The following is a 21859-nucleotide window of genomic DNA, read 5'->3' on the forward strand; positions in this document are numbered from 1 at the left end:
CGGCCTCGGGAAAGCGGGCGCGCGCTGGGTTTTCGCCATGTGGTGTGATGCTCACCTCCGACGGGGTCCGCTGGTCCTGAAAACGCGGGACTTTAGGCCCTGGCGAGCCCGCATCGTGCCTGCGCAATGCGTTCACCAGGAAAGATGTGGGCCGGTTCACCGAGCCCGGTGGTAGATCGCCCTCTTGACTTTCCTACCCTCGAGGTGTGAACCCCACCGAGCTCGCCGCGACCGGACCGCTGCTGTTCGCGGCGGCGATCGCAGCGCTCGCCGGGGCGATCAGCTTCGCCTCGCCCTGCGTGGTGCCGCTGGTGCCCGGATACCTGGCCTACCTGGCCGGTGTCGTCGGCGCCGATGCCCCGCCGGTGAACGTCGCGGAAGCCGAGCAGAGCCGCCGCGGGCGTTGGCGGGTCGCCGGAGCGGCCCTGCTCTTCGTGGCCGGGTTCACCGTGGTGTTCGCATCCGGGACGTTGTTGCTGCTCGGGCTGTCCGACGCGCTGCTGGCGAACGAATTGTTGCTGCAGCGGATCGGTGGCGTGGTCACGATCGCGATGGGCCTGGTGTTCGTCGGGTTGGTGCCCGCGCTCCAGCGCGACCTGCGCATCCACCGGGTGCCCAGGGCCGGGCTCTGGGGCGCGCCGCTGCTCGGCGCCGTGTTCGGGCTGGGCTGGACCCCGTGCCTCGGGCCGACGCTGGCGGGCGTGACCTCCATCGCCATCGCCACCGACGCGACGACTGGCACCGCGGTCCGCGGGATCCTGCTGGTCGCCGCATACTGCCTGGGCCTGGGGATGCCGTTCGTGCTGCTCGCGCTGGGCGCCCGGTGGGCCATCCGGAGCGCCGGGTGGTTGCGCCGCCGGGCCCGGGCCATCCAGATCGCGGGCGGTGTGTTGCTGATCGTGGTGGGCCTCCTGCTCGTCACCGGTTTGTGGGGAGAGCTGATCGCAGTGCTGCGTGAGCCGATCGCCGGTTTCGAAACGCTGATCTGATGCCGGGATTCCTCAAGATCACCCTGGCGTTCCTGCGCAACACGTGGCGCGGGCTGACCTCGATGCGCACCGCGCTGGTGCTGCTGTTCCTGCTCGCGCTCGCCTCGCTGCCCGGCGCGTTGATCCCGCAGCGCTCGCTCAACCAGTCCGAAGTGGACCGCTACTTCAGCGACTACCCGACGCTGGCGCCGATCTTGGACAAGCTCGGCGCTTTTGAGGTGTTCAGCTCCGTCTGGTTCGCCTCCATCTACGTGCTGCTGTTCATCTCGCTGATCGGCTGCCTGCTGCCGCGCTGCTGGGAGTACTACAAGCAGTGGCGCAGCAAGCCGGTCCGGACGCCGCGCAACCTCGCCCGGATGCCGCACTACGAGAAGGCCACCCTCGACGCCTCGGTCGACGAGGTCATGACCTCCGCCCGCAAGCGGCTGCGCGGCTGGCGCATGGTCGAACGCGAGGAGGCCGACGGCGGGCGGTCCATCAGTGCCGAGCGCGGCTTCCTGCGGGAGATCGGCAACCTCGTCTTCCACTTCGCCCTGGTAGGCATGCTCATCAGCGTCGCGGGCGGCAAGCTGTACGGCTACGAAGGCCAGGTCATCGTGGTGGCCAACGGCTCCGAGTTCTGCAACGCCGGCACCTACAACTACGACTCCTTCCGCGCCGGGCTCACCGTCGACGGCACCCAGCTCAACCCGTTCTGCGTGCGCGTCAACGACTTCGACGTGAAGTACCTCCCGACCGGGCAGGTCGAGAGCTTCCGCGTGGACATGCAGTACCAGGCCGACGACGACCTGGACACCAACACCTGGCAGCCGTACCTGCTGCAGGTCAACCACCCGCTGCGCATCGCGGGCGACCGCGTCTACCTGACCGGCAACGGATACGCCCCGCAGTTCACGGTGACGTTCCCGGACGGCCAGCAGCGCACCGGGATCATCCAGTGGCAGCCGGTTTCCGTGCAGACGATGCTCTCGCAGGGCGCCACCAAGTTCGACCCGCCGGGCGTGCTGGACGACGTGCAGCGGCGCCAGAAGCAGCTCGCGATCACCGGCCTGTTCGCGCCCACCGCCACCTTCGACGGCAAGGTGCTGAGCTCCGGCTTCCCGGACCTGCTGGACCCGACCGTCGCCGTGGACGTGCTGCGCGGCGACCTCGGCCTCGACTCCGGCCGCGGTCAGTCGATCTTCGGCGTCGACCAGTCCATGGTGGATCAGGGCAGGCTCGAGCGGGTCGCCCGCAAGAACCTGCGCCCCGGCGAGGACATCACCCTCGACGACGGCACCAAGGTCCGCTTCGACGAGGTCAAGCGCTGGGCCAATCTGCAGATCTCGTACGACCCGTTCCAGCCGTGGGTGCTCGGCTTCGCCATCGCGATCATCTTCGGCATCGGCACCTCGCTGACCATCAAGCGCCGCCGCGTGTGGGTCCGCGTCGTGCCGAACCCGGAACCGGACGAACCCGGTTCCGCGCGTACCGTTGTCGAAGTCGGCGGACTCGCCCGCACCGACCAGGCCGGTTACGGCGAGGAGTTCACCAGGCTGACCGCCGATCTCCTCGGCACGGGCGTCGACCACTCGCCGGAGTCACGCGCGGTCGCTGGGCCCGCGCGCGAAAGGAAGAGCTGATGCCGGTCAATCAGACGCTGTCGACCTACAGCGACATGGCGTACGCCACATCCGTGGTCGTCTACATCGCCGCGATGCTGCTGTACTTCGCGGAATTCGCCTACGGCAGGACCGGGGCGGGCGCCCGCAAGAAGGAGCCGGCCCTGGTCAACGCCGGTGGCGGGGCCACCGCGACGCCGACGATCGGGCACGTGGAGACGCCGGCGAAGCGCCCGCTGAGCGAGCGGCTCGGCGGCATGGCCGTCGCCATGACCGTGCTCGGCGCGCTGGTCCACGCGGCCTCCCTCCTGATGCGCGGTTTCGCCACCGGCCGGGTGCCGTGGGGCAACATGTACGAGTTCGGCTCGGCGATCTGCCTGGCTGCAGTGGTCGCCTGGGTCATCGTGCTGTTCCGGCAGCTGCGCGCGGAGCGTCGCGAGGCCACCCCGACGCAGCTGCGCGGGCTCGGCGGTTTCCTGATGTTGCCGGTCATCCTGCTGCTGTTCCTGTCCGGCACCGTGCTCTACGCCCAGGCCGCGCCGTTGCAGCCGGCGCTGCAGTCGTACTGGATCGTGATCCACGTCGCGGCGGCGATCGTCTCCAGCGGCGTGCTCCTCTTCGCCGGTGTCGCCAGCGTCCTGTACCTGCTGCGGTCCCGGTACGAGAACAACCCGCTGAAGCTGGCCAAGTTCGGCTCCCGGCTGCCGACCAGCCAGGCGCTGGACCGGATGGCCTACCGCGCCACGGTGATCATCTTCCCGGTCTGGACGTTCGCGATCGTCGCGGGCGCGATCTGGGCCGAGGCCGCCTGGGGCCGGTTCTGGGGCTGGGATCCGAAGGAGACCTGCTCGTTCATCGCGTGGGTCGTCTACGCCGCGTACCTGCACGCCCGGGCCACCGCCGGTTGGCGGGGAGTCCGGTCGGCGTGGATCAACATCCTGGGCCTGGCCGTCATGATCTTCAACCTGTTCTTCATCAACATCGTCGTCGCGGGACTTCACTCGTACGCTGGACTGTGAGCCGGTGATCCGCCCCGACCGGGGCGAGGCCGAAAACCGGCCGCTGCGACCGCGATTCCCGGAACACCGCCCGCCACCTGCACAAGTCAGGTTCGGCAGGCGGTGGTCTTTTGCGGAGCCGACCGGCCACCCCCGGTGACTTGTGGGTATATCTGGGACTACCGTGCCTTGCGGAGACGGGGAGATCTCGATTCGGTCCGGCAGGGCGCGACTCGACTGTTGGAGGGACGACAACGGTGACCGGACAGTACGAAGAGCCCGAAGCGCGGCGTGAGACGGGCACCGCCGCGTCGCAGGCCGACGGTGCGATCGCCGAGCAGCAATCCACGGGCAGCGGGAACGGAGCGGCGCTGGAGGGGCAGTACGCCGACCCGGAGACCTCGCCGGGACAACCGCATCCCGCCGGGCACCCGACGCCGTCGTACGTGGACCCGTCGCAGGCCGAGCAACCCCGCCAGTACTTGGTCGGCGACGCCCCGCAGCCGTACTACCCGGGCGGTGCGCCCGGCGGCGCCGCAGCGCAGCCGCAGTACGCCGAACCGAGCCAGTCCGGCCCGCAGCAGTTCCCGGCGAGCCCGCAGTACGCCGACCCGGCGGTTTCCGGCCCGCACCACCAGCCGAACGCCTCGGGTCCGCACCAGGTGCCAGGAGGGCAGTCGGGTCCCTACCCGGTTTCCGGCGGACCGTCCGGACCCTTCCCACCGGTTTCCGGTGGAGCGTCCGGGCCGTATCCGCCAGTTTCCGGAGGAGCATCCGGGCCGTACCCGCCAGTCTCCGGAGGGCCGTCCGGGCCGTATCCGCCGGTGTCCGGTGGAGCATCCGGGCCGTACCCGCCGGTGTCCGGTGGACCGTCTGGGCCGTACCCGCAGCAGAACCAGCAGGGCGGGCCGCAACCGGGCCCGCAGCAGTCGTATTCGTCATACCCCCAGGCTGCCCAGCCCGCGGGCGGCGGGGATCAGCCGTTCGGCCAGGACCTCTCGTCCGCTCAGCTGCTCCGGCCGACCAAACGGTCACCCCAGTCGGGTTGGCGCAAGGCCGTCTACCTAGCCAGCGGCAAGACCGTGAACTTCGGCGAGGGGCCGGCCGACCGGTGGCGGCGCGAGCTGATCGCCCGGATCAACCAGCCACTGCAGGGCTGCTACAAGATCGCGATGCTGAGCCTCAAGGGCGGCGTCGGCAAGACCACCACCACCGCCACGCTCGGCTCCACCTTCTCCTCGCTGCGCGGCGACCGGGTGATCGCCGTCGACGCGAACCCGGACCGCGGCACGCTGAGCCAGAAGATTCCGCTGGAAACCACCGCGACCGTGCGGCACCTGCTCCGGGACGCGCACCGGATCCGCAAGTACAGCGACGTCCGCTCCTACACCTCGCAGGGGCCGAGCCGGCTGGAAATCCTCGCCAGCGAACAGGATCCGGCCGTTTCCGAGGCGTTCAGCGAGGACGACTACCGGCGCACCATCACGCTGCTGGAGCACTTCTACAACGTGGTGCTGACCGACTGCGGCACCGGCCTGATGCACTCCGCGATGAAGGGCGTGCTGGACATGGCCGACTCGCTGGTCATCGTGTCGTCCAGCTCGATCGACGGGGCGCGCAGCGCCTCGGCCACATTGGACTGGCTGGATGCGCACGGGTACGGCGATCTGGTGGCTCGGTCCGTCGCCGTGATCAACTCGGTCCGCCCGGGGTCCGGCAAGGTCGACGTGGACAAGCTGGCCGCGCACTTCGGGGCGCGCTGCCGCGCGGTTTCGAAGATCCCGTTCGACCCGCACCTGGAAGAGGGCGCGGAGGTGGAGCTGGACCAGCTCGAGATGCCCACCCGGATGGCGCTGCTGGAGCTGGCGGCGATCGTGGCCGACGACTTCCCGCAGGCTTCTGGCCGCAACCGGAGCTGACGGTCCGTCGGGGTGGGCACCGCAGCCTGCCCCGACGGCGCGCTCAGTCGTCTTCGCCGCGGCGCTGCTTGCGCTGCTGCTCGCTGATCCGACGCAGGAAATCGGGATCGTCGTCCGGTGCGATAGGCGCCTGCCGGGGGCGCCCGCGGGCCTCCCCGGTCCCTTGGGGGCCGAAGGCCTTCCACATCAGCACGACGATGGTGAGCGCACCGATCGCTGCCAGCACGTAGATCATCGTGGCCACCTCCAACTGTTCCGCTTCGAGATTAGCCAATCTCGGGCGTGGTTGTCGCCGTCGCAGGTGGTGTCATCGCAGGCGGATCCAGGTGGCGCCTCGCTGAGGGGCGAGGCGCCACCTGGATCGGCGGTCGCTGGGACCGCCGGCGATCTTCAGGTCCTCGGTGGCGGGGCGCTGGCCGACGGCCGAGGCGTCGGCTCGGCGCACCGATTACCGCTCAGACCGACCGGTTGACGTCGTTCGTCAGCTCGGCCAGCAGGGTGCGGACCTCGGACTCCCGGAAGCGGCGGTGGCCACCGGGGGTGCGGATGGAACCGATCCGGCCGGCGGTCGCCCACCGGGTCACGGTCTTGGGATCGACCCGGAAGAGCGCAGCGACCTCACCGGGGGTGAGGAGCTGCTCCTGACCGTTCTGGCGAGGCTGCTGGGTCGTCGCGGTCACAGGTGACCTCCACGTTGCGAGTAGTGGGTTTTCGGGCATTCCGGTCGCATCCTGGCACCTCGATGGTCAGGTACTCGAACATTTGGGTTTAGGTAAAGGGAAGGTAAGGGACGAAAACGGCGCTTCGGGCGCCCGCGGCGGCCCGGCCGGAAGGTGCCCGGCCGGGCACCGCTCGTCTTGCTCTACCCTGGATGACGTGCAGGAACAGCAGAAAACCCCAACCTCGGGCCAGGGCGCGCAGTCGAACCTCACGCGCGACATCACGCTCTACACCCTTGCCAGGCTGGGACTGGTGGCCGCAGTCACTGTGGTGCTGGTCCTAGTGCACGTTCCCGTGCTGGTCGCGCTCGCGGTGGCCGTCGTGGTGGCGATGCCGTTGTCGCTGCTCGTCTTCGGCGGCCTGCGTCGCAGGGTCGCCGCCGGGATGGCCGAACGCGGGGCGCGCCGCGCCGAACTGCGCGCCCAGTTGCGCGGCGAGCGAATCGCGGACGTGCAGTGATCGGCGGCTCCGACATCGACCGCTCCTGTGTCCGAACCCGCGGCTGGACCAGCGAGGCCGTGCGGATCATCGACGCCGACGCGAACCGCAGCGCGGACACCCACCTGCTGCGCTTTCCGCTGCCCGCGGAGTGGGGCATCGACCTCTACCTCAAGGACGAGTCAACACATCCGACTGGTTCGCTCAAGCACCGGCTGGCCCGATCGCTGTTCCTGTACGCGATCTGCAACGGCTGGGTGACTGAAAACACACCGGTGATCGAGGCTTCGTCGGGCTCCACGGCGGTTTCCGAGGCCTACTTCGCGCGCCTGCTCGGGCTGCCGTTCATCGCGGTGATGCCCAGGTCCACCAGTCGCGAGAAGGTGTCGCTCATCGAGTGGCACGGCGGCCGCTGCCACTTCGTGGACGAGCCGGGCGCGATCTACGACGAGTCCCGCCGGCTGGCCGCCGAGCTCGACGGCCACTTCATGGACCAGTTCACGCACGCCGAGCGGGCCACCGACTGGCGCGGCAACAACAACATCGCCGAATCGATCTTCGAGCAGCTCGCGCTCGAACCGCACGCCGAGCCGGCGTGGGTGGTGGTCGGTGCGGGCACCGGCGGCACCAGCGCGACGATCGGGCGCTACCTGCGCTACCGCCGGCACAACACGAGGCTGGCCGTCGTGGATCCCGGGAACTCCGTGTTCTTCGACGCCTGGCGGGACGGCGACCCGAACCGCACCAGCGACTCCGGTTCGCTGATCGAGGGCATCGGACGGCCGCGGGTGGAGCCCTCGTTCGTCGGCGAGGCGATCGACCGGATGATCAAGGTGCCGGACGCGGCGTCGATCGCCACGATCCGCTGGGTCGAGAAGGTGCTCGGGCGGCGCGTGGGCGGCTCCACCGGAACCAACCTGTGGGGCGTTTTCGTCCTGGTTTCGGAGCTGATCCAGCAGGGCCGCAGCGGCAGCATCGTGACGCTGCTCTGCGACGGCGGCGAGCGCTACACGCACACCTACTACGACGACGACTGGGTCGCCGAGCGCGGGCTGGACCTGACCGCGCCGACCGCGGTGCTGGACCACTTCCACGCCACCGGGGAGTTCCGGGCAGACTGAACGCGGGAGCCCGCGCAGGAAGGTTGGTGTGTCGGTGAGGCGTTGGGGTTGGCTGTCCGCGGTTGCGCTGCTCGGCGTGGTGGCCGGTTGCACGTCGGGAGAGCAGGCACCACCGACGGCCGCACCGTCGACGCCGACCACTTCGGCCGAGGAGTCCGCGACGGAATCCGCGAGCCCGTCGATCACCCGGAAAGTGCCGCCGGAACAGCAGAAACGGCTCGCCGATCTGCCCGCCGACCAACTCTGCGGCCTGGCCGAGCGGGAGGAGCTGAGCGCCCTGGCGTTTCCGGTGGAGCGCGGGGAGTTCCGGGAGATCGGCTTCGATCCGCCCGTGCGCGGCTGCACCTTCCAGGCCAGTTCGGGCGGGCGTTCCGTGCTGATCGGCGCCCAACCTGAGGGCTTTGCCACGCTCGGCCGCGAAGAGGTCGAGCTGGGCTCCGTTCGCGGCACCCGGACCATGCGCGCTAGCGACTGCACCGTGTTCGCAGGTGTGGCGGGCGCGACGCTGCAGGTCTCGGTGACGGCCGGCGAAGCGAGCACCGACCAGTGCGAGAAGGCCGAACTCGTCGCGGAGTACGTGCTCCCAGCCGTAGTGGGGTGATCGGCCCCCGACAGCTTTGGCGGGCCTCTAGCTGGTGCTGATAAGCGAACGGCCTGTTCACCTCGTCTATCGAGGCGAACAGGCCGTTCGCTGCACATCAGCCGGTGCGGAAACGAGTTCCCGAGCGACCGTCCGCGTCAGCCGATGGCGACGGCGACGCCGGTGAGGATCGCCCACGCCAGCATGGCGAAGCCGGTGTCGCGCAGCGCGGGGATCAGGGCGCGTCCCTGGGATCCGCCTGCCACCGCGCGCAACGGCACGATGAGCAGTGGCAAGGCGAGGAAACCGAGCAGCGCCCAGGAGTTCCGCAGCCCGATCAGGACCGTGATCAGGAACGGGACGAGCGTCAGCGCGACGTAGAGCGTGCGGGTGTCGCGATCGCCGAGCAGCACCGCGAGGGTGCGCTTGCCGGTGACGCGGTCGGACGGGATGTCGCGGAGGTTGTTGGCCACCAGGACCGCGCTGGACAGCGATCCGATGCCCACCGCGGCGCCGATGCCGGAGCCCGAGATCGTGTCGGCCTGCACGTACATCGTGCCCAGCACCGCGACCAGGCCGAAGAAGATGAACACGGCGAGCTCGCCGAGACCCGCGTAGCCGTAAGGGCGTTTGCCGCCGGTGTAGTACCAGGCCCCGGCGATGCAGAGCGCGCCGACGGCCAGCAGCCACCAATGTCCACTTAGGAAGACGACGCCGAGTCCGGCGATCGCCGCGAGCCCGAAGCAGGTCCAGGCCGCCGCGCGCACCGCGGTCGGCTTCGCCGAACCCGAACCGACCAGGCGGAACGGGCCGACCCGGTCGTCATCGGTGCCGCGGATGCCGTCGGAGTAGTCGTTGGCGAAGTTGACCCCGATGATCAGCAGCATGGAGACGAGCAGCGCCAGGACCGCGGTCACGGGGTCGAACCCGTCGATCCCCGCCGCCGCGCCGGTGCCGGCGAGCACTGGTGCGATCGCATTCGGGAAAGTGCGGATGCGAGCGCCTTCGATCCATTGAGCGACAGTCGCCATGTGAGCCATCTTCGCGCACTCGCGAGGACCGTCGGTGAGAGCCTCCCCGGATTCAGGAAACGAGCAGTGCTGCCAACGCGCGCCGATCCGGCTTCCCAGGCCCGCGCAGCGGCAACTCCGGGAGGAAGGCGATGCGCTTCGGCGCGGCTGCCGAGCCGAGCCGCTCGCGCACCGTGGCCCGGAGCGCGTCCTCGGCCGGCGGGGCAGCCGGATCCGCGGGCACGACTGCGGCGACCACCGCCTCGCCCCATTCCTGGTCGGGCACGCCGAGCACGCACGCCTCGCGGACTCCCGGCTGTTCCGCGAGAACCCGCTCGACCGGCAGCGGCGCCACATTGACCCCGCCGCTGATGATCATGTCGTCGGCGCGGCCCAGGACCTCCAGCCGGTCGTCCTGCCACCGGCCCAGGTCGCCGGTGCGGAACCAGCCGGCGGCGAACGCCGGTGCATCGGGCTGATGCCGATATCCCCTGGCCAGCATCGGTCCGGCCAGCAGGATCGGCCCGGTCTCCCCGTCGACGTCGACCTTCGCGACGTCCAGCGGTCGTCCGTCGTAGACGCAACCGCCAGAGGTCTCGCTCATCCCGTACGTCGTGGTGACCCGCACGCCGGAGTCCTGGGCCCGGCGAAGCAAGGCCGGTGGCGTGGCCGCGCCGCCGAGCAGCACCGCGTCGAATTCCCGCAGCGTGGCAAGGCCATCGCCGCCCGCGTCGAGCAGCCGGGCCAGCTGCGTTGGCACCAGGGCCGTGTAGTGCGGGCCGTCCGCGGCGAGCACCTGCCGGGCCGCCGCCGCGAACCCGTCGGGGCGGAACCCGGCAGAGGTGTCGACGGCGTGCGGGCTGGTGCCCGCCAGCAGCGCCCGCACCAGGACCTGGATGCCCGCGATGTGGTGAGTGGGCATCGCCAGCAGCCAGTGGCCGGGGCCGCCGAGGCGGCGGTGGGTGGCTTCGGCGGAAGCGCGCAGCGCCGACGCCGGGAGCAGCACGCCCTTCGGGGCGCCGGTGGATCCGGAGGTGGCTATGACCAGCGCAGTCGGGTCGTCGGGGTGGTCCTCGGCGGCGGTCAGCGGCGTGCCGTCGGCGAGGGCGGCGACGAGTCGGCGGGACTCCGCCGCATCCCCGGCGGCGACCGGCAGCAGCGCCGGCCCGTCGCCGTGCAGTGCCCGCGTCAGCGCAGGTAGCACGGCCAATGCCCCGGATCCGGGTGGCACGGGAAGCGGCTGCAGGTCGCGGGCGTTCGGCATCCGCCCATTGTCGGGGAGCACCGGCCTCGGGGACCGCGCGGCTGCGACGAGAATTTCGACACTCGATCACCTGTTCTAGCGATCAAGTGTTCGAATTCTCGGCCGATGAAATTGGTACGCGCTTGGAAGGAGTCGAGAAATGATGGTTCTGATCGTGCTGATGTGCCCGGCCGACCTGCTGGTGGACCTCTTCGGCGGGTGGCCTGCGGGAGATGGTGGGCGAGACCGGTTCCGCGCCGGAGCAAGCGGTGCGGGCCCTCCCGGAACCGGCCCCGACGGCTCAGAAGTACCAGGGGAAGGCGGACCAGTCCGGGGTCCGCTTCTGCAGGAACGAGTCGCGCCCTTCGACGGCCTCGTCGGTCATGTAGGCGAGGCGGGTGGTCTCGCCGGCGAACAGCTGCTGGCCGACCAGCCCGTCGTCGATGGCGTTGAACGCGTACTTGAGCATGCGCTGCGCGGTCGGGGACTTGCCGTTGATCTCGCGGGACCACTGCAGCGCGGTCGCCTCCAGCTCGTCGTGCGGGACGACTGCGTTGACCATGCCCATCTGGTGCGCCTGCTCGGCCGTGTAGGGCCGCCCGAGGAAGAAGATCTCGCGGGCGAACTTCTGGCCGACCTGACGGGCGAGGTAGGCGGAGCCGAAGCCACCGTCGAAGCTGCCGACGTCGGCGTCGGTCTGCTTGAAGCGAGCGTGCTCGGCGCTGGCGAGCGTGAGATCGCACACGACGTGCAGACTGTGCCCGCCACCTGCGGCCCAACCCGGCACGACCGCGATGACGATCTTCGGCATGAACCGGATCAGCCGCTGCACTTCGAGGATGTGCAGCCGTCCGGCGCGGGCCGGGTCGACGGTGTCGGAAGTCTCGCCGTCGGCGTACTGGTATCCGGAACGGCCGCGGATCCGCTGATCACCGCCGGAGCAGAAGGCCCAGCCGCCGTCCTTGGCGGACGGGCCGTTGCCGGTGATCAGCACGCAGCCGACGTCGCTGGTCATGCGCGCGTGGTCCAGGGCGCGGTACAGCTCGTCGACGGTGTGCGGGCGGAAGGCGTTTCGGACGTCCGGGCGGTCGAAGGCGATGCGCACGGTGCCTTTCCCGGGGCCGTCTTCGACGCAGCGGTGATACGTGATGTCGGTGAAGTCGAAGCCTGCCACGGGCTCCCACAAAGCCGGATCGAACAGCTCAGAGACACGGGGATTCTGCACACCTGGGACAATAGGCGCAGCAGGCGTTCGGCGCGGGGGCCTCCCCGCAGCCGCCCGGCGCTTGCGCGAACGAGGGCGAGAGGGACCATGGCCCCCTCGGCTGGAGTTCGCAAGCGATGTTCAGAGGTGATCGGTTGAATCCGTCCACGGCCCAGGCTGAGGTCATCGTCGACGAGCTCGTCCGCAACGGGGTGCGGCAGGTGGTGCTCTCCCCGGGGTCCCGCAACGCACCTCTGTCTTACGCACTGTACCGAGCCGCGCACGCAGGGCGGTTACGACTGCACGTTCGCATCGACGAGCGCAGCGCGGGTTTTCTCGCGTTAGGACTGGCGTCGCGGACGCAGTCGCCGGTCGTGGTGGTCTGCACTTCCGGTACCGCGGCGACGAATCTGCATCCGGCGGTCAGTGAGGCGTACCACTCGGGCGTCCCACTGATCGTGCTGACCGCGGACCGGCCGCCGGAGCTGCGCGCGGCTGGTGCCAACCAGACCATCGATCAGCACCGGCTGTTCGGCGCCGAGGTCCGCATGTTCGACGAGCTCGCGGTCGCCGAGAGCCGACCGGGGCAGAACGCGTACTGGCGAAGCCAGATGTGCCGGGCCTGGCACGCCGCGGCCGGCGGCAAGCGAGGCGGCCCGGTGCACCTGAACATCCCGTTCCGGGAGCCATTGGTGCCGGACGGGGACGACCAGTGGTGCGAGTCGCTGGCCGGCCGCCCGGACGATGCACGGTGGACGGAGGTCTCCCAGCGAGGTCAGGCACCGAGCGAACTGTCCCGGGTGCGTGCTCGGCGCGGACTCGTGCTCGTCGCCGACTGGGGTGCCGAGAAAGCCGGCGAGTGGGGCGATCGGTACGGCTGGCCGGTGTTGGCGGAATCCGGTGGCGTGGGTGTCGGTGGCTCGGCGGCGATCAGCACCGGGATGTGGCTGCTGAACCTGCCCGAGTTCATGCAGGAGCACCGTCCCGAGCAGGTGCTTTGCGTCGGTCGCCCGACTGTTTTCCGGCAGGTCCAGCGATTGCTGGCGGACACCGACGTGGAGGTGCTGCTCGCGCACGGCGGGGTGGACTGGGCGGCTCCGGCGCACAACCTGCGGGAGGTTGCGGAGACTTTCGGCGCCGCTCCGGGAGATGCCGATCCCGAGTGGCTCACCGCGTGGCAGCACGCCGACCAGAAGGCGTCCGAGGCTCTGCACGCCGCGCTCGACCTGGAGCGCTGGCCGAGTGGAGCCGCGGTGGCGCGCGAGGTCGTCGATGCGTTGCCGGAACAGGCCCTGTTGGTCCTGGGGTCGTCGAACCCGAGTCGTGATGTCGCGTTGGCCGCGCGCCAACGATCCGATGTGGTCGTGCACCAGAACCGGGGCGTGGCCGGCATCGACGGCACGGTGTCGACCGCGATCGGCGCCGCGGTCGCGCACGGCCAACCCGCCTACGCGCTTCTGGGCGACCTGACTTTCCTGCACGACAGCAACGGATTGATGCTGGGGCCGTACGAACAGCGGCCGGACTTGACGATCGTCGTGCTCAACGACGACGGCGGCGGCATCTTCGCCTTGCTGGAACAGGGAAGTCCCGAGCACCGGGAGGCCTTCGAGCGGGTCTTCGCCACGCCACACGGAACCGACATCGGCAAGCTCTGCGCGGCGCACGGGGTCGACCACGTGTTGGTGCGCGAGCGATCCGAGCTCACCGCTGCCCTGCAGCGGCGACCGGGTCTGCGCGTCGTCGAGGTGCGGGCGGATCGCACGGCGCTGCGTTCGGTGCACCAGCGCTTGCTGGCCGCAGTTCGCACGGCGCTTCTCGGCTGACGGCTGGGCTCGTCGCCCAGCCTGCGGGCTACCGTGCTCGGGTGGCTGGCGGCGATCTCTTGGGGCTCCGGCAACGACGCTGGCCGCTGTGCCCTCCGCTGGCCGACGGGTTGAAGCACGCCTATCGGGATCGGTGGGTCCGGTTCCACAGCTTGCCGGGGTCGAAGCGCTATCCGGACACCGCCGACGAGTACACGACCTTGCTCGACCGGCAACACGATCCTGGACGAGTTGTTCACCGGTCAGGAGGTCTACCTCATCACGTGTGACTGGTCAGATAGCCCGGAGCCGGGTGCACGGCCCGACGAGCACGCGCGGCTGCAGCCCGGCGCCTGCCATTGGACCTCCGTGCGCGCGCTGGCTTTCCAGCCATCCCGAGGGTTTCTGAGCTCGTCGTGAATCGTCCGTGTCCGCGCGACACAACGTGAACCTGCGGTGGTCGGTTGCGTGTTCGGGTCCTGCGGCATCGCCGTCCCAAGACGGAAGGCCTGCGCAACTTCCTGGGTGCCTAGTACGGCCGATCCGGCTGCGCACCGTTGTTCTCACCGCTCGGGACACGTTCTGTCCTGCAGTCGGGGCGATCGGCGTCACACGGTCGTCCGATGCGACCGGGGCGACCGGTGTCGCTCGAAAGGTGGGTATTTATCCGCAGATCGGGGCGGCCGGTCGGCCGCCGCCGGTGCTCCCGCCACTTGCTTTCGCGGATTTTCGCTGCACGGTGGGAAAAACCTGTGATCCGAAAACATGCCTGGTCGATGGGAGTCTCCTTACTCTCCTAGCGACCATGATGTTCGAGGAGGTGGCAGGTGTTTCGACGACACGGCCTGCGAGCCACGGCGGCGGCGTGCTGCGCAACGGCTCTGCTCGCTACACCGGCGTTGGCCGGCAGTGACGGACCGGGGGCGCCCGGTGCGGGAGACGACTACTTCCCCGGTTACGGCAACGGTGGGTACGACGTCTCGCACTACGACATCCAGCTGCGGTACCAGCCCACGGACGACCATCTGCGGGGCACCACGACGATCGTCGCGAAGCCGACGCAGAACCTGACCGCGTTCAACCTGGACTTCGCGCTGCCCACCAAGTCGGTGCGGGTCAACGGCGCGCCCGCGCAGTTCTCGCAGGACGGCACGGAGCTGACGGTGACGCCGTCGGAGGCGCTGCCCGAGGGGAGCCTCGCGACCTTCGTCGTCGAGTACGAGGGCGTGCCGTCGACGGTCGAGGTGGATGGCATCAAGCCCTGGATCCGCACCTCCGACGGTGCGCTCGCGGTCGGTGAGCCGGAGATCGCCGCCTGGTGGTTCCCGAGCAACGACCACCCCAGGGACAAGGCGACCTTCGACATCTCCGTCGCGGTGCCGGACGGCACCGAGGTGTTGTCCAACGGCGTGAACACCAAGAACGCCAGCCTCGCGGGCTGGACCACCTGGCAGTGGCGCACGACCAAGCCGACCGCCACCTACCTGGCGTTCATCGGCGTCGGGCAGTACGAGATCAGCACCAAGACCGGCGCGTTCGGGCAGCCGCTCGTCACCGCGTACTCCGAAAACCTCGGCGAGCTCGCGGGCCCGGCGAAGGCCAGCGTCGAACGCACCCCGGAGGTCGTGGAGTTCCTCACCGGGCTGCTCGGTGAGTACCCGTTCGAGGCGCAGGGTGGCTTGGTCTCCTCGGAGGGGATGAACTTCGCGCTGGAGAACCAGACCCGGCCGACCTACAGCCACCGGTTCTTCCGGAACGGGGCGAACACCTCGGTGGTCGTGCACGAGAACGCGCACCAGTGGTTCGGCGACTCGGTGTCGGTGGACACCTGGCGCAACATCTGGCTGAACGAGGGCTTCGCGTCCTACGCGGAGTGGTTCTGGTCGGAGGCGCAGGGCACCGGTACCGCGCAGGAGCTGTTCGACCACTACTACGCGTCGCACCCGGCCGACGACCCGTTCTGGCAGACCCTGCCGGGCGAGCCCGGCGCGGAGGAAGTGTTCAGCAAGGCGGTCTACGACCGGGGCGCGATGACCGTGCACGCCCTGCGGAACGTGGTCGGTGACGAGGCCCTGCTCGACATCATCCGGACCTGGGTGTCGGAGAAGCGCTACTCCACCGGCACGATCGAGGAGTTCATCGCGCTCGCCGAGCAGCGCTCCGGCAAGCAGCTCGACGAGCTGTTCAACACCTGGTTGTTCACCAAGGGCAGGCCGCCGGTCGGCGAGGCGACGGGCGTGCCGGTGAGCGCGACCCGCGTTGCGGTGGCGCCGCCGAAGGCCGTGGCGGAGATCGACCGCACCCACGCCCTGCTACACGACCACTGATTCCGCCTGGGCACTCGCGACCGAGTGCCCACGGCGGGATCCGTTTCCGCTAGCGGACGCCTTCGAGGGCTTCGCGGACCGGGAGCAGCTTCGCTTCCGCCTCCGCGACCTCTTGGTCGGGGTCGGATTCGGGGACGATTCCGCACCCGGCGAACAGGCGGATCCTGCCGCCGCCGCGCTCGGCCTCGGTGCCGGGTGCGGCGGCGGTTTCCACTTGGGCGCAGCGAAGCGCCACGGCGAACTCGCCGTTGCCGTTGCCGTCCAGCCAGCCGACCGGCCCGGCGTAGCGCCCCCGATCCATCCCTTCCAGCTCGCTGATCGCCCGCACGGCGTCATCGGTCGGCGTTCCTCCGACCGCGGCCGTGGGATGCACCGCGGCGACCATGCGCAGCAGCGTTGCAGCGCCGTCGCGGGTGCCGCTTTCGCTGAGCTTGCCTTCGACGTTGGTCGCGAGGTGCAGGACGTTGCGCAGCTTGAGGACCTCCGGCTCGTTCTGCACCGTGAGGTCGCTGCAGAAGGGACGGAGGCGAACCGCCAGCGACTCCGCCGCGTAGGCGTGCTCGCTGCGGTTCTTCGCGGAGGCCATCAACTCATCGGCGAGTTGCTCGGTGGTGTGCCCCTCGCGCGGCCAGACCGTGCCGGCCAGCACCTGGGACCGCACTTCGTATCCCTCGCGCTCGAGCAGCAGTTCGGGAGTGGCGCCGACGAGGCCGTCCACGGCGAACGTCCAGCAGGTCGGGTACCGGGCGGCGAGGTTGTTCAGCAGGAACCGGGCGTCGAGCGGCTCGGAGGTGCTGGCCAGCAGGTCGTGGGCGAGCACGATCTTGTCCAGGTCGCCGGTTTGCCGCATGCGGTGCACGGCCTCGGCCACGGCCTGGCGGTAGCCGGTCGAGGACAGTTGCCCGTCGCTGTAGGACACCGTGCCGGGCGGGTGCACGGGCTCGACCGGCGGCTGTTCGGCGGAGCCGTCGCCGATCGTGGTGATCCAACGCACACCGTCGCGTTGCCCGATGACGACTTCGGGAACGATCAGCACCGAGTGCCCGGGGTCGTCGGCGAAGGCCAGGCTGGCGAACGCCACCGGGCCGCAGCCGGGCAGCCCGACCGAGTCGTCGACTTCGAACTGGTGACAGAGCTCTCGCCACCAGTCGTCGGCCCGGTTGAAGCGGTCGGGACCGGAGACGTCCAGGCGGGCCGCGCAGCCCCAGCCGACGAGCCCGGCGCCGTCGCGGACCCAGCTGAGCACGGCATCGGCCGGCAGCAGTTCCAGCAGGGGGCGGTCGTATCGGGGGTCGCCCGCTTCGAGCCTTCGCGTTCGCGCCGTCGGCAGCCTGGGTGTAGTCGCCACTCCTGGAGGGTATGCGTCGCGCTCCAACAGGTGGGCGGCACCGAAGGCATGCGCGTGGCCGTCGACCGGGTGCCTACAATCGGTCACCGTGGCGAGCGATGCGGTGGCGCAGAACGCGGCCGACTCGGTGACCGAGACCAGTACGGATGGTGACCAGTTGGTTGCGGTGCCGCCCCGTCGTCGGGGACGAGCGCGTGCGGCGCGAGGTGTGCTGGTGTTCGGCCTGTTGCTGACCGTGATGGGGCTGTCCATCGTCGGTGCGTGCTTCATCAACGACCGGACTATCGAGGAGTCCAAGGGCGAAGCGGTGGCCGAGGTGGTGGACACCTCGCTGACCCGGACCGTGGTGCGCTTCAACACCGATGAGGGCCGCGTCTACATCCCGCCGAACGGCGTGCTCTACCCGGCCGACTTGCAGGCCGGGCAGCTGGTCCGGGTCGAGTACGACTCGCGGAATCCGGACCTGGTGCGCGTGGCCGGCCGCAACATGACCCTTTCGCTGCTTCCGGTGTCGAGCTCGCTCGCCGTGCTGTGGGCGGTGCTGCTGCCGGTGTACTGGCTACTCCGGCGGCCGACCGCGCGGTGAGTCCTTGGGCCCTTGTACCGCTGATCAGGCTTCCCTAATTCGGCCGGGTGGTGTGACACTGGTTTCCCCGCCGTAAGGGGGCTAGCGGCGGAGTCGCACGACCGATGTGGACCTGTTCGTGGGGGAAGCGGTTCACTCGTGCCGACCGGCCGCCGGCCCGCGTCTGCGAGGTCGCCATGAACACGTCTGAAGTGCAGTCCAGTGCGTCGGATGTGCAGCAGTGGGTGCTCGGCGCACCTTCAATGTCCACTGTGGATCGTTCGGTTCCGGCTGGTGTGCCCGCTCCGGATCTCGCGCAGTACTGCCTGATGCTCGGTGACGATGCGCTGGTCCTGGCGCATCGGTTGTCCGAGTGGGGAATCCGCGCCCCGGAGCTGGAAGAGGCCGCGGCGCTCGGCGCGATCGCGCTCGACCTGTTGGGAGAAGCCAGGATCCTGCTGCACCGCGCGGGTGAGGTCGAGGGCGCGGGGCGCGGCGAGGACAGCCTCGCGTACTTCCGGACCGCCGCGGAGTTCCGCAACGTGCGGTTGGTCGAGATCGACTGCGGGCCGGGGCAGGGCGGCGGCTTCTCGGCCACCGTCGCGCGGTTGCTGCTGTACACCGCGTGGCGGGCGGCGGTGTTCGAACGGCTGACGCGGAGCCGGGACGCCGTGCTGGCCACCCTGGCCGCGCGGTCCCTCGCAGGCCTGACGAGGCACCGCGACCACGCCGCGCAGTGGGTCATCCACCTCGGCGATGCGAACGCCGCCTCGGCGCGGCGCGTGGCGGGCGGGTTCCAGCGGGTGTGGCCGATGACCGGCGAGCTGTTCACGCCGCATCCGGTCGAGGCCCGGCTGGCGGATGCCGGCTGCGGGGTCGATCCGGCGGTGGTGCGCGGTGAGGTGAGCGAGGTGCTGGACGAGGTGTTCTCGGTGGCCCGCTTGGAACGACCGGACCCGACGGAGTTCGGCGAGTTCGTCCGGCCCGGCGGCCGCGACGGGGTGCACACCGGCGGCATGGAATTCCTGCTCGCCGACATGCAGTACCTGGCCAGATCCGCGGCGCAGTCCTGATCAGGTCCGAGAGTTGCGGCACAGGCGATCAGATTGAGTACTTTCCCCCAAGAACTCCGGGGCCTGGCAGGCGCAAAGTGATCTGGGGGGGGCGCTCGGGAACTTCGGTCTGGTCGACAACGTCGGACCGGTGACCGCGGGCGGGACACCGGTTCGGATGCCTCTTCGGCGAAGCGGAAGGACACAACTCGACATGGACGGAATCTGGGTGCAGGTGCTCGTCGCCTTGATTGCGGGAGCGTGTGGGGCTGGGGTGATGTTGGCCGTCGTCTGCGCCCGGAGACGACGGGCCAGGGAGGTTGTCGGACCCACCGTCGTGCCGCCCGCCACGCAGTCGGTCGTGTCCCCGTCGCCCCTGCCGGACAAGTGGCTCAACGAAGTCCAGCGGTGCGAGCAGGCGGTGTACCGGGCCGCTCGGGCCGTCGACGCGGTGTCCTCCACGCAGGCCCGGCACCAGTTGCAGACGGTGGTACGGCGGATGGACGCGGAATTGCCGAACGTTCGGGCGCTTTCCGAGCTGGGACGCGGCCTGGAGAGCAGCGAGTCGCGGGACGACGCCGTGGTGGGCCGGGTGCAGAGCCAGCTCGACGACGCCGCGGCCAGGTTCGGGATGGTCACCGACCACGTGCTGGAGGCGGTCGTGGAATTGGTCGCCGCCCCCGATCTCAGCCGGATCCACGAGCAGGTGCTGGTGCTGCGCGATCAGTTCCCGCTGCTGCGGCCGATGTCGGCGGTGTTCGGCCCGCCTCCGGGTTCGGCTCCCGCCCGTGCGCTGATGACGGCCGCCTGACGATCAGCTCCCTTCGGTGGCCTGCCGCCACCAGTCGTGCACGTCGGCGGCGACACCGGGCGCGGCCACCAGCAGACCGTCCAGCGGGAGCGCGGTCGTGCTGCCGCGGCGGTCCAGCACGGTGGCACCGGATTCGGTGGCCAGCGCCAGCGCGCCCGCGACGTCCCACTCCTCGTACGAGTCGAGGACCGCGGCGATCGCGTGGCCGAGCGCGACCTGGGTGATGGCCAGCGCCGGGGAGCCCAGCAACCGGACCCCGACCTGGGCGCTCGCGGCGTTCGTGATGAACCGGTCCATGCCGCGCCACGGCCCGTTCTTGGTCAGCTCCGTGCAAACGATGCCGCCGCGCGCTTCGCCTTGCACGGGCAGCCGAACCGGGGTGCCGTTGGCACGCATGCCGCGGCCGCGCGCCGCGGCGTAGATCTGCGTGCGGTACGGATCGGCGACCACCCCGACGACCGGCCCGTGCTCGTCGAGCATCGCCAGGCTGTAGGCGCACCAGGGCAGCCCCGCCACGTAGTTGGCGGTGCCGTCGACCGGGTCGACCGACCAGCGGAACCGCGCGGAACCGGCGCGTGCGGCCCAGTGCTCGGCGACGGTGGTGGGCGCGGCGTCGAATTCCTCGCCGAACACCGGGATTCCGGGGAACTCGTCGGCGAGGATCCGGCGGGTGTGCCGTTCGAGGGTGCGGCCGGTGTCGGTGACCCAGTCGAACGGCGACTTCGAACGCCCGCGAAACCAGGGCGGGGTCGATCTGCGCGGGCGGGGAGGGCAGGACCGTCATGCCGTCCCAGGCTCCGTGCGGTGGGTGACCAGAGCGCAACACTCAGGTGACCGGTTGTGGAGTTACAGGTCACGATTGCGAGTTGCCGCACGCGGCGAGTGGTCCGGTCGGCGAGTTGGCGTGGTCTTCGGTTGGCGTTGGCGGTGCCGTCACGTTGCGGTCGACTGTTCGCCGGACCGGGCCGTCACGGTGTGCCGCGTGCGCATAGCGATCGTGACCGAGAGCTTCCTGCCGCAAATCAACGGGGTGACGAATTCCGTGCTGCGAGTGCTGGAGCACTTGCGGCGGCGGGGCGATGCGGCGCTGGTGATCGCGCCGGGAGCGGGCCCGGAGGAGTACGCGGGTTTCCCGGTGATCCGGCTGCCCGCGATGGACCTGCCGCTGGTTTCGTCGTTGCCGATCGGCTTCCCCACGCGTCGGTTGCTGCGCGGGTTGCAGGAATTCCGCCCGGATGTCGTGCATCTGGCGTCGCCGTTCATCGTCGGGGCGCGCGGCCTGGCCGCAGCCAGGCGGATCGGCGTCCCGACCGTTGCCGTTTACCAGACCGACGTCGCGGGGTTCGCCGAGTCGTACGGCCTGGGGCTGACCGCCCGCGCCGCGTGGCGCTGGATCCGTCGGCTGCACGGTGCCGCCGACCGGACGTTGGCCCCGTCGACGTGGGCCGTGGAAACGTTGCGGGAGCACGGAGTTCCGCGCGTTCACCGGTGGGGGCGGGGCGTGGACACCGCCCGGTTCTCACCGCATCGCCGGGATTCCGATCTGCACCGCGAGTTGGCGCCGAACGGCGAGCTGCTCGTCGGGTACGTCGGGCGGTTGGCGCCGGAGAAGCGCATCGAGCGGCTGGCGGCGCTGGACGGGATGCCGGGCGTGCGGCTCGTCGTCGTGGGTGACGGGCCGGAACGCCAGAACCTCGGTGCGGCGCTGCCGGGTGCGGCTTTCCTCGGCCAGCGGACCGGCGACGAGCTGGCGCGGATCTACGCGAGCCTGGACGTTTTCGTGCACACCGGGCCGCACGAGACGTTCTGCCAGGCGGTGCAGGAGGCGATGGCTTCGGGCGTGCCGGTTGTCGCCCCGGATGCCGGCGGGCCCCGGGATCTCGTCGACCACGGCCGCACGGGCTATCTGCTGCCGGCCGAAGATCCCGCTGTGCACGCGGATGCGCTGCTCGCCGCCGTCGCGGAGTTGCGCGACCCGGAGCTGCGGGCGAGGTTCGGCGACGCAGCTCGTACCGCCGTCGCTGGGCGGACTTGGCCCGCGCTGTGCCAGCAGCTGATCGGGCACTACTCCGACGTTGCGAAACGCGTGGAGCCCTTGGCCGCCTGACGGATCAGGTAGCCGGAGACC

General features: G+C 70.2%; 19 protein-coding genes and 2 pseudogenes. 14 read left to right on the forward strand and 7 right to left on the reverse strand.

Features of this window, described 5'->3' with window-relative positions; translation table 11 throughout:
• Nucleotides 1–206 precede the first annotated feature (206 nt).
• The 4 genes from BLW84_RS24930 to BLW84_RS24945 all read left to right on the forward strand — a co-directional run bounded on the left by BLW84_RS24930 (nt 207) and on the right by BLW84_RS24945 (nt 5507).
• A complete protein-coding gene (locus tag BLW84_RS24930; RefSeq protein WP_093269515.1) occupies nt 207–989 on the forward strand; it encodes a cytochrome c biogenesis CcdA family protein in 783 nt (260 codons plus the stop codon).
• Nucleotides 989–2611, forward strand: a complete 1623-nt coding sequence (gene resB, locus BLW84_RS24935) for a cytochrome c biogenesis protein ResB (protein WP_093269518.1) — start codon at nt 989–991, stop codon at nt 2609–2611. The genes BLW84_RS24930 and resB overlap by 1 nt, the downstream gene beginning before the upstream one ends.
• Nucleotides 2611–3609 (forward strand): c-type cytochrome biogenesis protein CcsB, encoded by a 999-nt coding sequence (gene ccsB, locus BLW84_RS24940; RefSeq protein ID WP_093269520.1) that lies wholly within the window; start codon nt 2611–2613, stop codon nt 3607–3609. Before resB ends, ccsB begins: the two co-directional genes overlap by 1 nt.
• A 641-nt stretch (nt 3610–4250) precedes the next feature.
• Nucleotides 4251–5507: a MinD/ParA family ATP-binding protein gene (locus tag BLW84_RS24945; RefSeq protein WP_425441751.1), complete on the forward strand. Its 1257-nt coding sequence runs from the start codon at nt 4251–4253 to the stop codon at nt 5505–5507.
• Between the two features lie 43 nt (nt 5508–5550).
• Here the strand turns inward: BLW84_RS24945 and BLW84_RS24950 are convergent, their stop codons facing one another.
• Complete coding sequence (locus BLW84_RS24950; RefSeq protein ID WP_093269587.1) at nt 5551–5742, reverse strand: hypothetical protein; 192 nt, start codon at nt 5740–5742, stop codon at nt 5551–5553.
• A 220-nt stretch (nt 5743–5962) separates the two neighbouring features.
• The gene (locus BLW84_RS24955; RefSeq protein ID WP_093269525.1) at nt 5963–6187 is read right to left on the reverse strand and encodes a BldC family transcriptional regulator; all 225 of its coding nucleotides are present in this window, start codon (nt 6185–6187) and stop codon (nt 5963–5965) included.
• Between the two features lie 196 nt (nt 6188–6383).
• Here BLW84_RS24955 and BLW84_RS24960 point away from each other — a divergent pair, with 196 nt between their 5' ends.
• Genes BLW84_RS24960 through BLW84_RS24970 form a run of 3 tightly spaced genes read left to right on the forward strand, consistent with a single transcriptional unit; the run spans nt 6384 to nt 8387 of the window.
• Nucleotides 6384–6686 (forward strand): DUF4229 domain-containing protein, encoded by a 303-nt coding sequence (locus BLW84_RS24960; protein WP_342743175.1) that lies wholly within the window; start codon nt 6384–6386, stop codon nt 6684–6686.
• On the forward strand, nt 6683–7786 hold the full coding sequence (cds1, locus tag BLW84_RS24965) for an L-cysteine desulfhydrase Cds1 (protein ID WP_093269528.1): 1104 nt from the start codon (nt 6683–6685) through the stop codon (nt 7784–7786). The genes BLW84_RS24960 and cds1 overlap by 4 nt, the downstream gene beginning before the upstream one ends.
• A gap of 34 nt (nt 7787–7820) precedes the next feature.
• Entirely contained in the window at nt 7821–8387 is a 567-nt protein-coding gene (locus BLW84_RS24970; protein ID WP_245761355.1) for a DUF3558 family protein, read from the forward strand.
• A 137-nt stretch (nt 8388–8524) separates the two neighbouring features.
• Here BLW84_RS24970 and BLW84_RS24975 read toward each other — a convergent pair whose 3' ends face one another.
• The 3 genes from BLW84_RS24975 to BLW84_RS24985 form a co-directional block, all read right to left on the reverse strand.
• Nucleotides 8525–9397 (reverse strand): 1,4-dihydroxy-2-naphthoate polyprenyltransferase, encoded by an 873-nt coding sequence (locus BLW84_RS24975; protein ID WP_093269532.1) that lies wholly within the window; start codon nt 9395–9397, stop codon nt 8525–8527.
• Nucleotides 9398–9449: 52 nt separating this feature from the next.
• Nucleotides 9450–10640 carry an o-succinylbenzoate--CoA ligase gene (gene menE / locus BLW84_RS24980; RefSeq protein ID WP_093269535.1) on the reverse strand — a complete coding sequence of 397 codons (1191 nt, stop codon included), beginning with the start codon at nt 10638–10640 and terminating at the stop codon, nt 9450–9452.
• Between the two features lie 280 nt (nt 10641–10920).
• A complete protein-coding gene (locus BLW84_RS24985) occupies nt 10921–11844 on the reverse strand; it encodes a 1,4-dihydroxy-2-naphthoyl-CoA synthase (protein ID WP_093269538.1) in 924 nt (307 codons plus the stop codon).
• A gap of 134 nt (nt 11845–11978) precedes the next feature.
• On the opposite strand from BLW84_RS24985, the gene menD reads away from it, so the two are divergent.
• From menD to BLW84_RS24995, 3 genes and pseudogenes are all read left to right on the forward strand, one after another.
• Nucleotides 11979–13649: a 2-succinyl-5-enolpyruvyl-6-hydroxy-3-cyclohexene-1-carboxylic-acid synthase gene (menD, locus tag BLW84_RS24990; RefSeq protein ID WP_093269592.1), complete on the forward strand. Its 1671-nt coding sequence runs from the start codon at nt 11979–11981 to the stop codon at nt 13647–13649.
• A 41-nt stretch (nt 13650–13690) separates the two neighbouring features.
• Nucleotides 13691–14048, forward strand: a pseudogene (locus tag BLW84_RS50370) (DUF3885 domain-containing protein).
• A gap of 407 nt (nt 14049–14455) precedes the next feature.
• Nucleotides 14456–15955 carry a M1 family metallopeptidase gene (locus BLW84_RS24995; RefSeq protein ID WP_093269540.1) on the forward strand — a complete coding sequence of 500 codons (1500 nt, stop codon included), beginning with the start codon at nt 14456–14458 and terminating at the stop codon, nt 15953–15955.
• Between the two features lie 49 nt (nt 15956–16004).
• Here the strand turns inward: BLW84_RS24995 and BLW84_RS25000 are convergent, their stop codons facing one another.
• Complete coding sequence (locus BLW84_RS25000) at nt 16005–17303, reverse strand: isochorismate synthase (protein ID WP_245761356.1); 1299 nt, start codon at nt 17301–17303, stop codon at nt 16005–16007.
• Nucleotides 17304–17391: 88 nt separating this feature from the next.
• Between BLW84_RS25000 and BLW84_RS25005 the strand changes: the two genes are divergently transcribed.
• The 3 genes from BLW84_RS25005 to BLW84_RS25015 all read left to right on the forward strand — a co-directional run bounded on the left by BLW84_RS25005 (nt 17392) and on the right by BLW84_RS25015 (nt 19731).
• Complete coding sequence (locus tag BLW84_RS25005; protein WP_245761357.1) at nt 17392–17889, forward strand: DUF3592 domain-containing protein; 498 nt, start codon at nt 17392–17394, stop codon at nt 17887–17889.
• 176 nt (nt 17890–18065) lie between these two features.
• A complete protein-coding gene (gene paaC / locus BLW84_RS25010; RefSeq protein WP_093269599.1) occupies nt 18066–18941 on the forward strand; it encodes a 1,2-phenylacetyl-CoA epoxidase subunit PaaC in 876 nt (291 codons plus the stop codon).
• A 340-nt stretch (nt 18942–19281) separates the two neighbouring features.
• Nucleotides 19282–19731, forward strand: a complete 450-nt coding sequence (locus tag BLW84_RS25015) for a hypothetical protein (protein WP_245761358.1) — start codon at nt 19282–19284, stop codon at nt 19729–19731.
• Between the two features lie 3 nt (nt 19732–19734).
• On the opposite strand, the pseudogene BLW84_RS25020 reads toward BLW84_RS25015, so the two are convergent.
• Nucleotides 19735–20515, reverse strand: a pseudogene (locus tag BLW84_RS25020) (inositol monophosphatase family protein).
• A gap of 198 nt (nt 20516–20713) precedes the next feature.
• Here BLW84_RS25020 and BLW84_RS25025 point away from each other — a divergent pair.
• On the forward strand, nt 20714–21838 hold the full coding sequence (locus BLW84_RS25025; RefSeq protein ID WP_218157452.1) for a glycosyltransferase family 4 protein: 1125 nt from the start codon (nt 20714–20716) through the stop codon (nt 21836–21838).
• Nucleotides 21839–21859: the final 21 nt, after the last annotated feature.

The sequence above is a fragment of the Saccharopolyspora shandongensis genome (genome assembly GCF_900106995.1).
Classification (GTDB): Bacteria; Actinomycetota; Actinomycetes; order Mycobacteriales; family Pseudonocardiaceae; genus Saccharopolyspora; species Saccharopolyspora shandongensis.

Coding starts and splice junctions, on each gene's coding strand:
- resB (WP_093269518.1), top strand. CDS start 989: ATGCCGGGATTCCTCAAGATCACCCTGGCGTTCCTGCGCAACACGTGG.
- ccsB (WP_093269520.1), top strand. CDS start 2,611: ATGCCGGTCAATCAGACGCTGTCGACCTACAGCGACATGGCGTACGCC.
- BLW84_RS24950 (WP_093269587.1), bottom strand. CDS start 5,742: ATGATCTACGTGCTGGCAGCGATCGGTGCGCTCACCATCGTCGTGCTG.
- BLW84_RS24975 (WP_093269532.1), bottom strand. CDS start 9,397: ATGGCGACTGTCGCTCAATGGATCGAAGGCGCTCGCATCCGCACTTTC.
- menE (WP_093269535.1), bottom strand. CDS start 10,640: ATGCCGAACGCCCGCGACCTGCAGCCGCTTCCCGTGCCACCCGGATCC.
- paaC (WP_093269599.1), top strand. CDS start 18,066: ATGAACACGTCTGAAGTGCAGTCCAGTGCGTCGGATGTGCAGCAGTGG.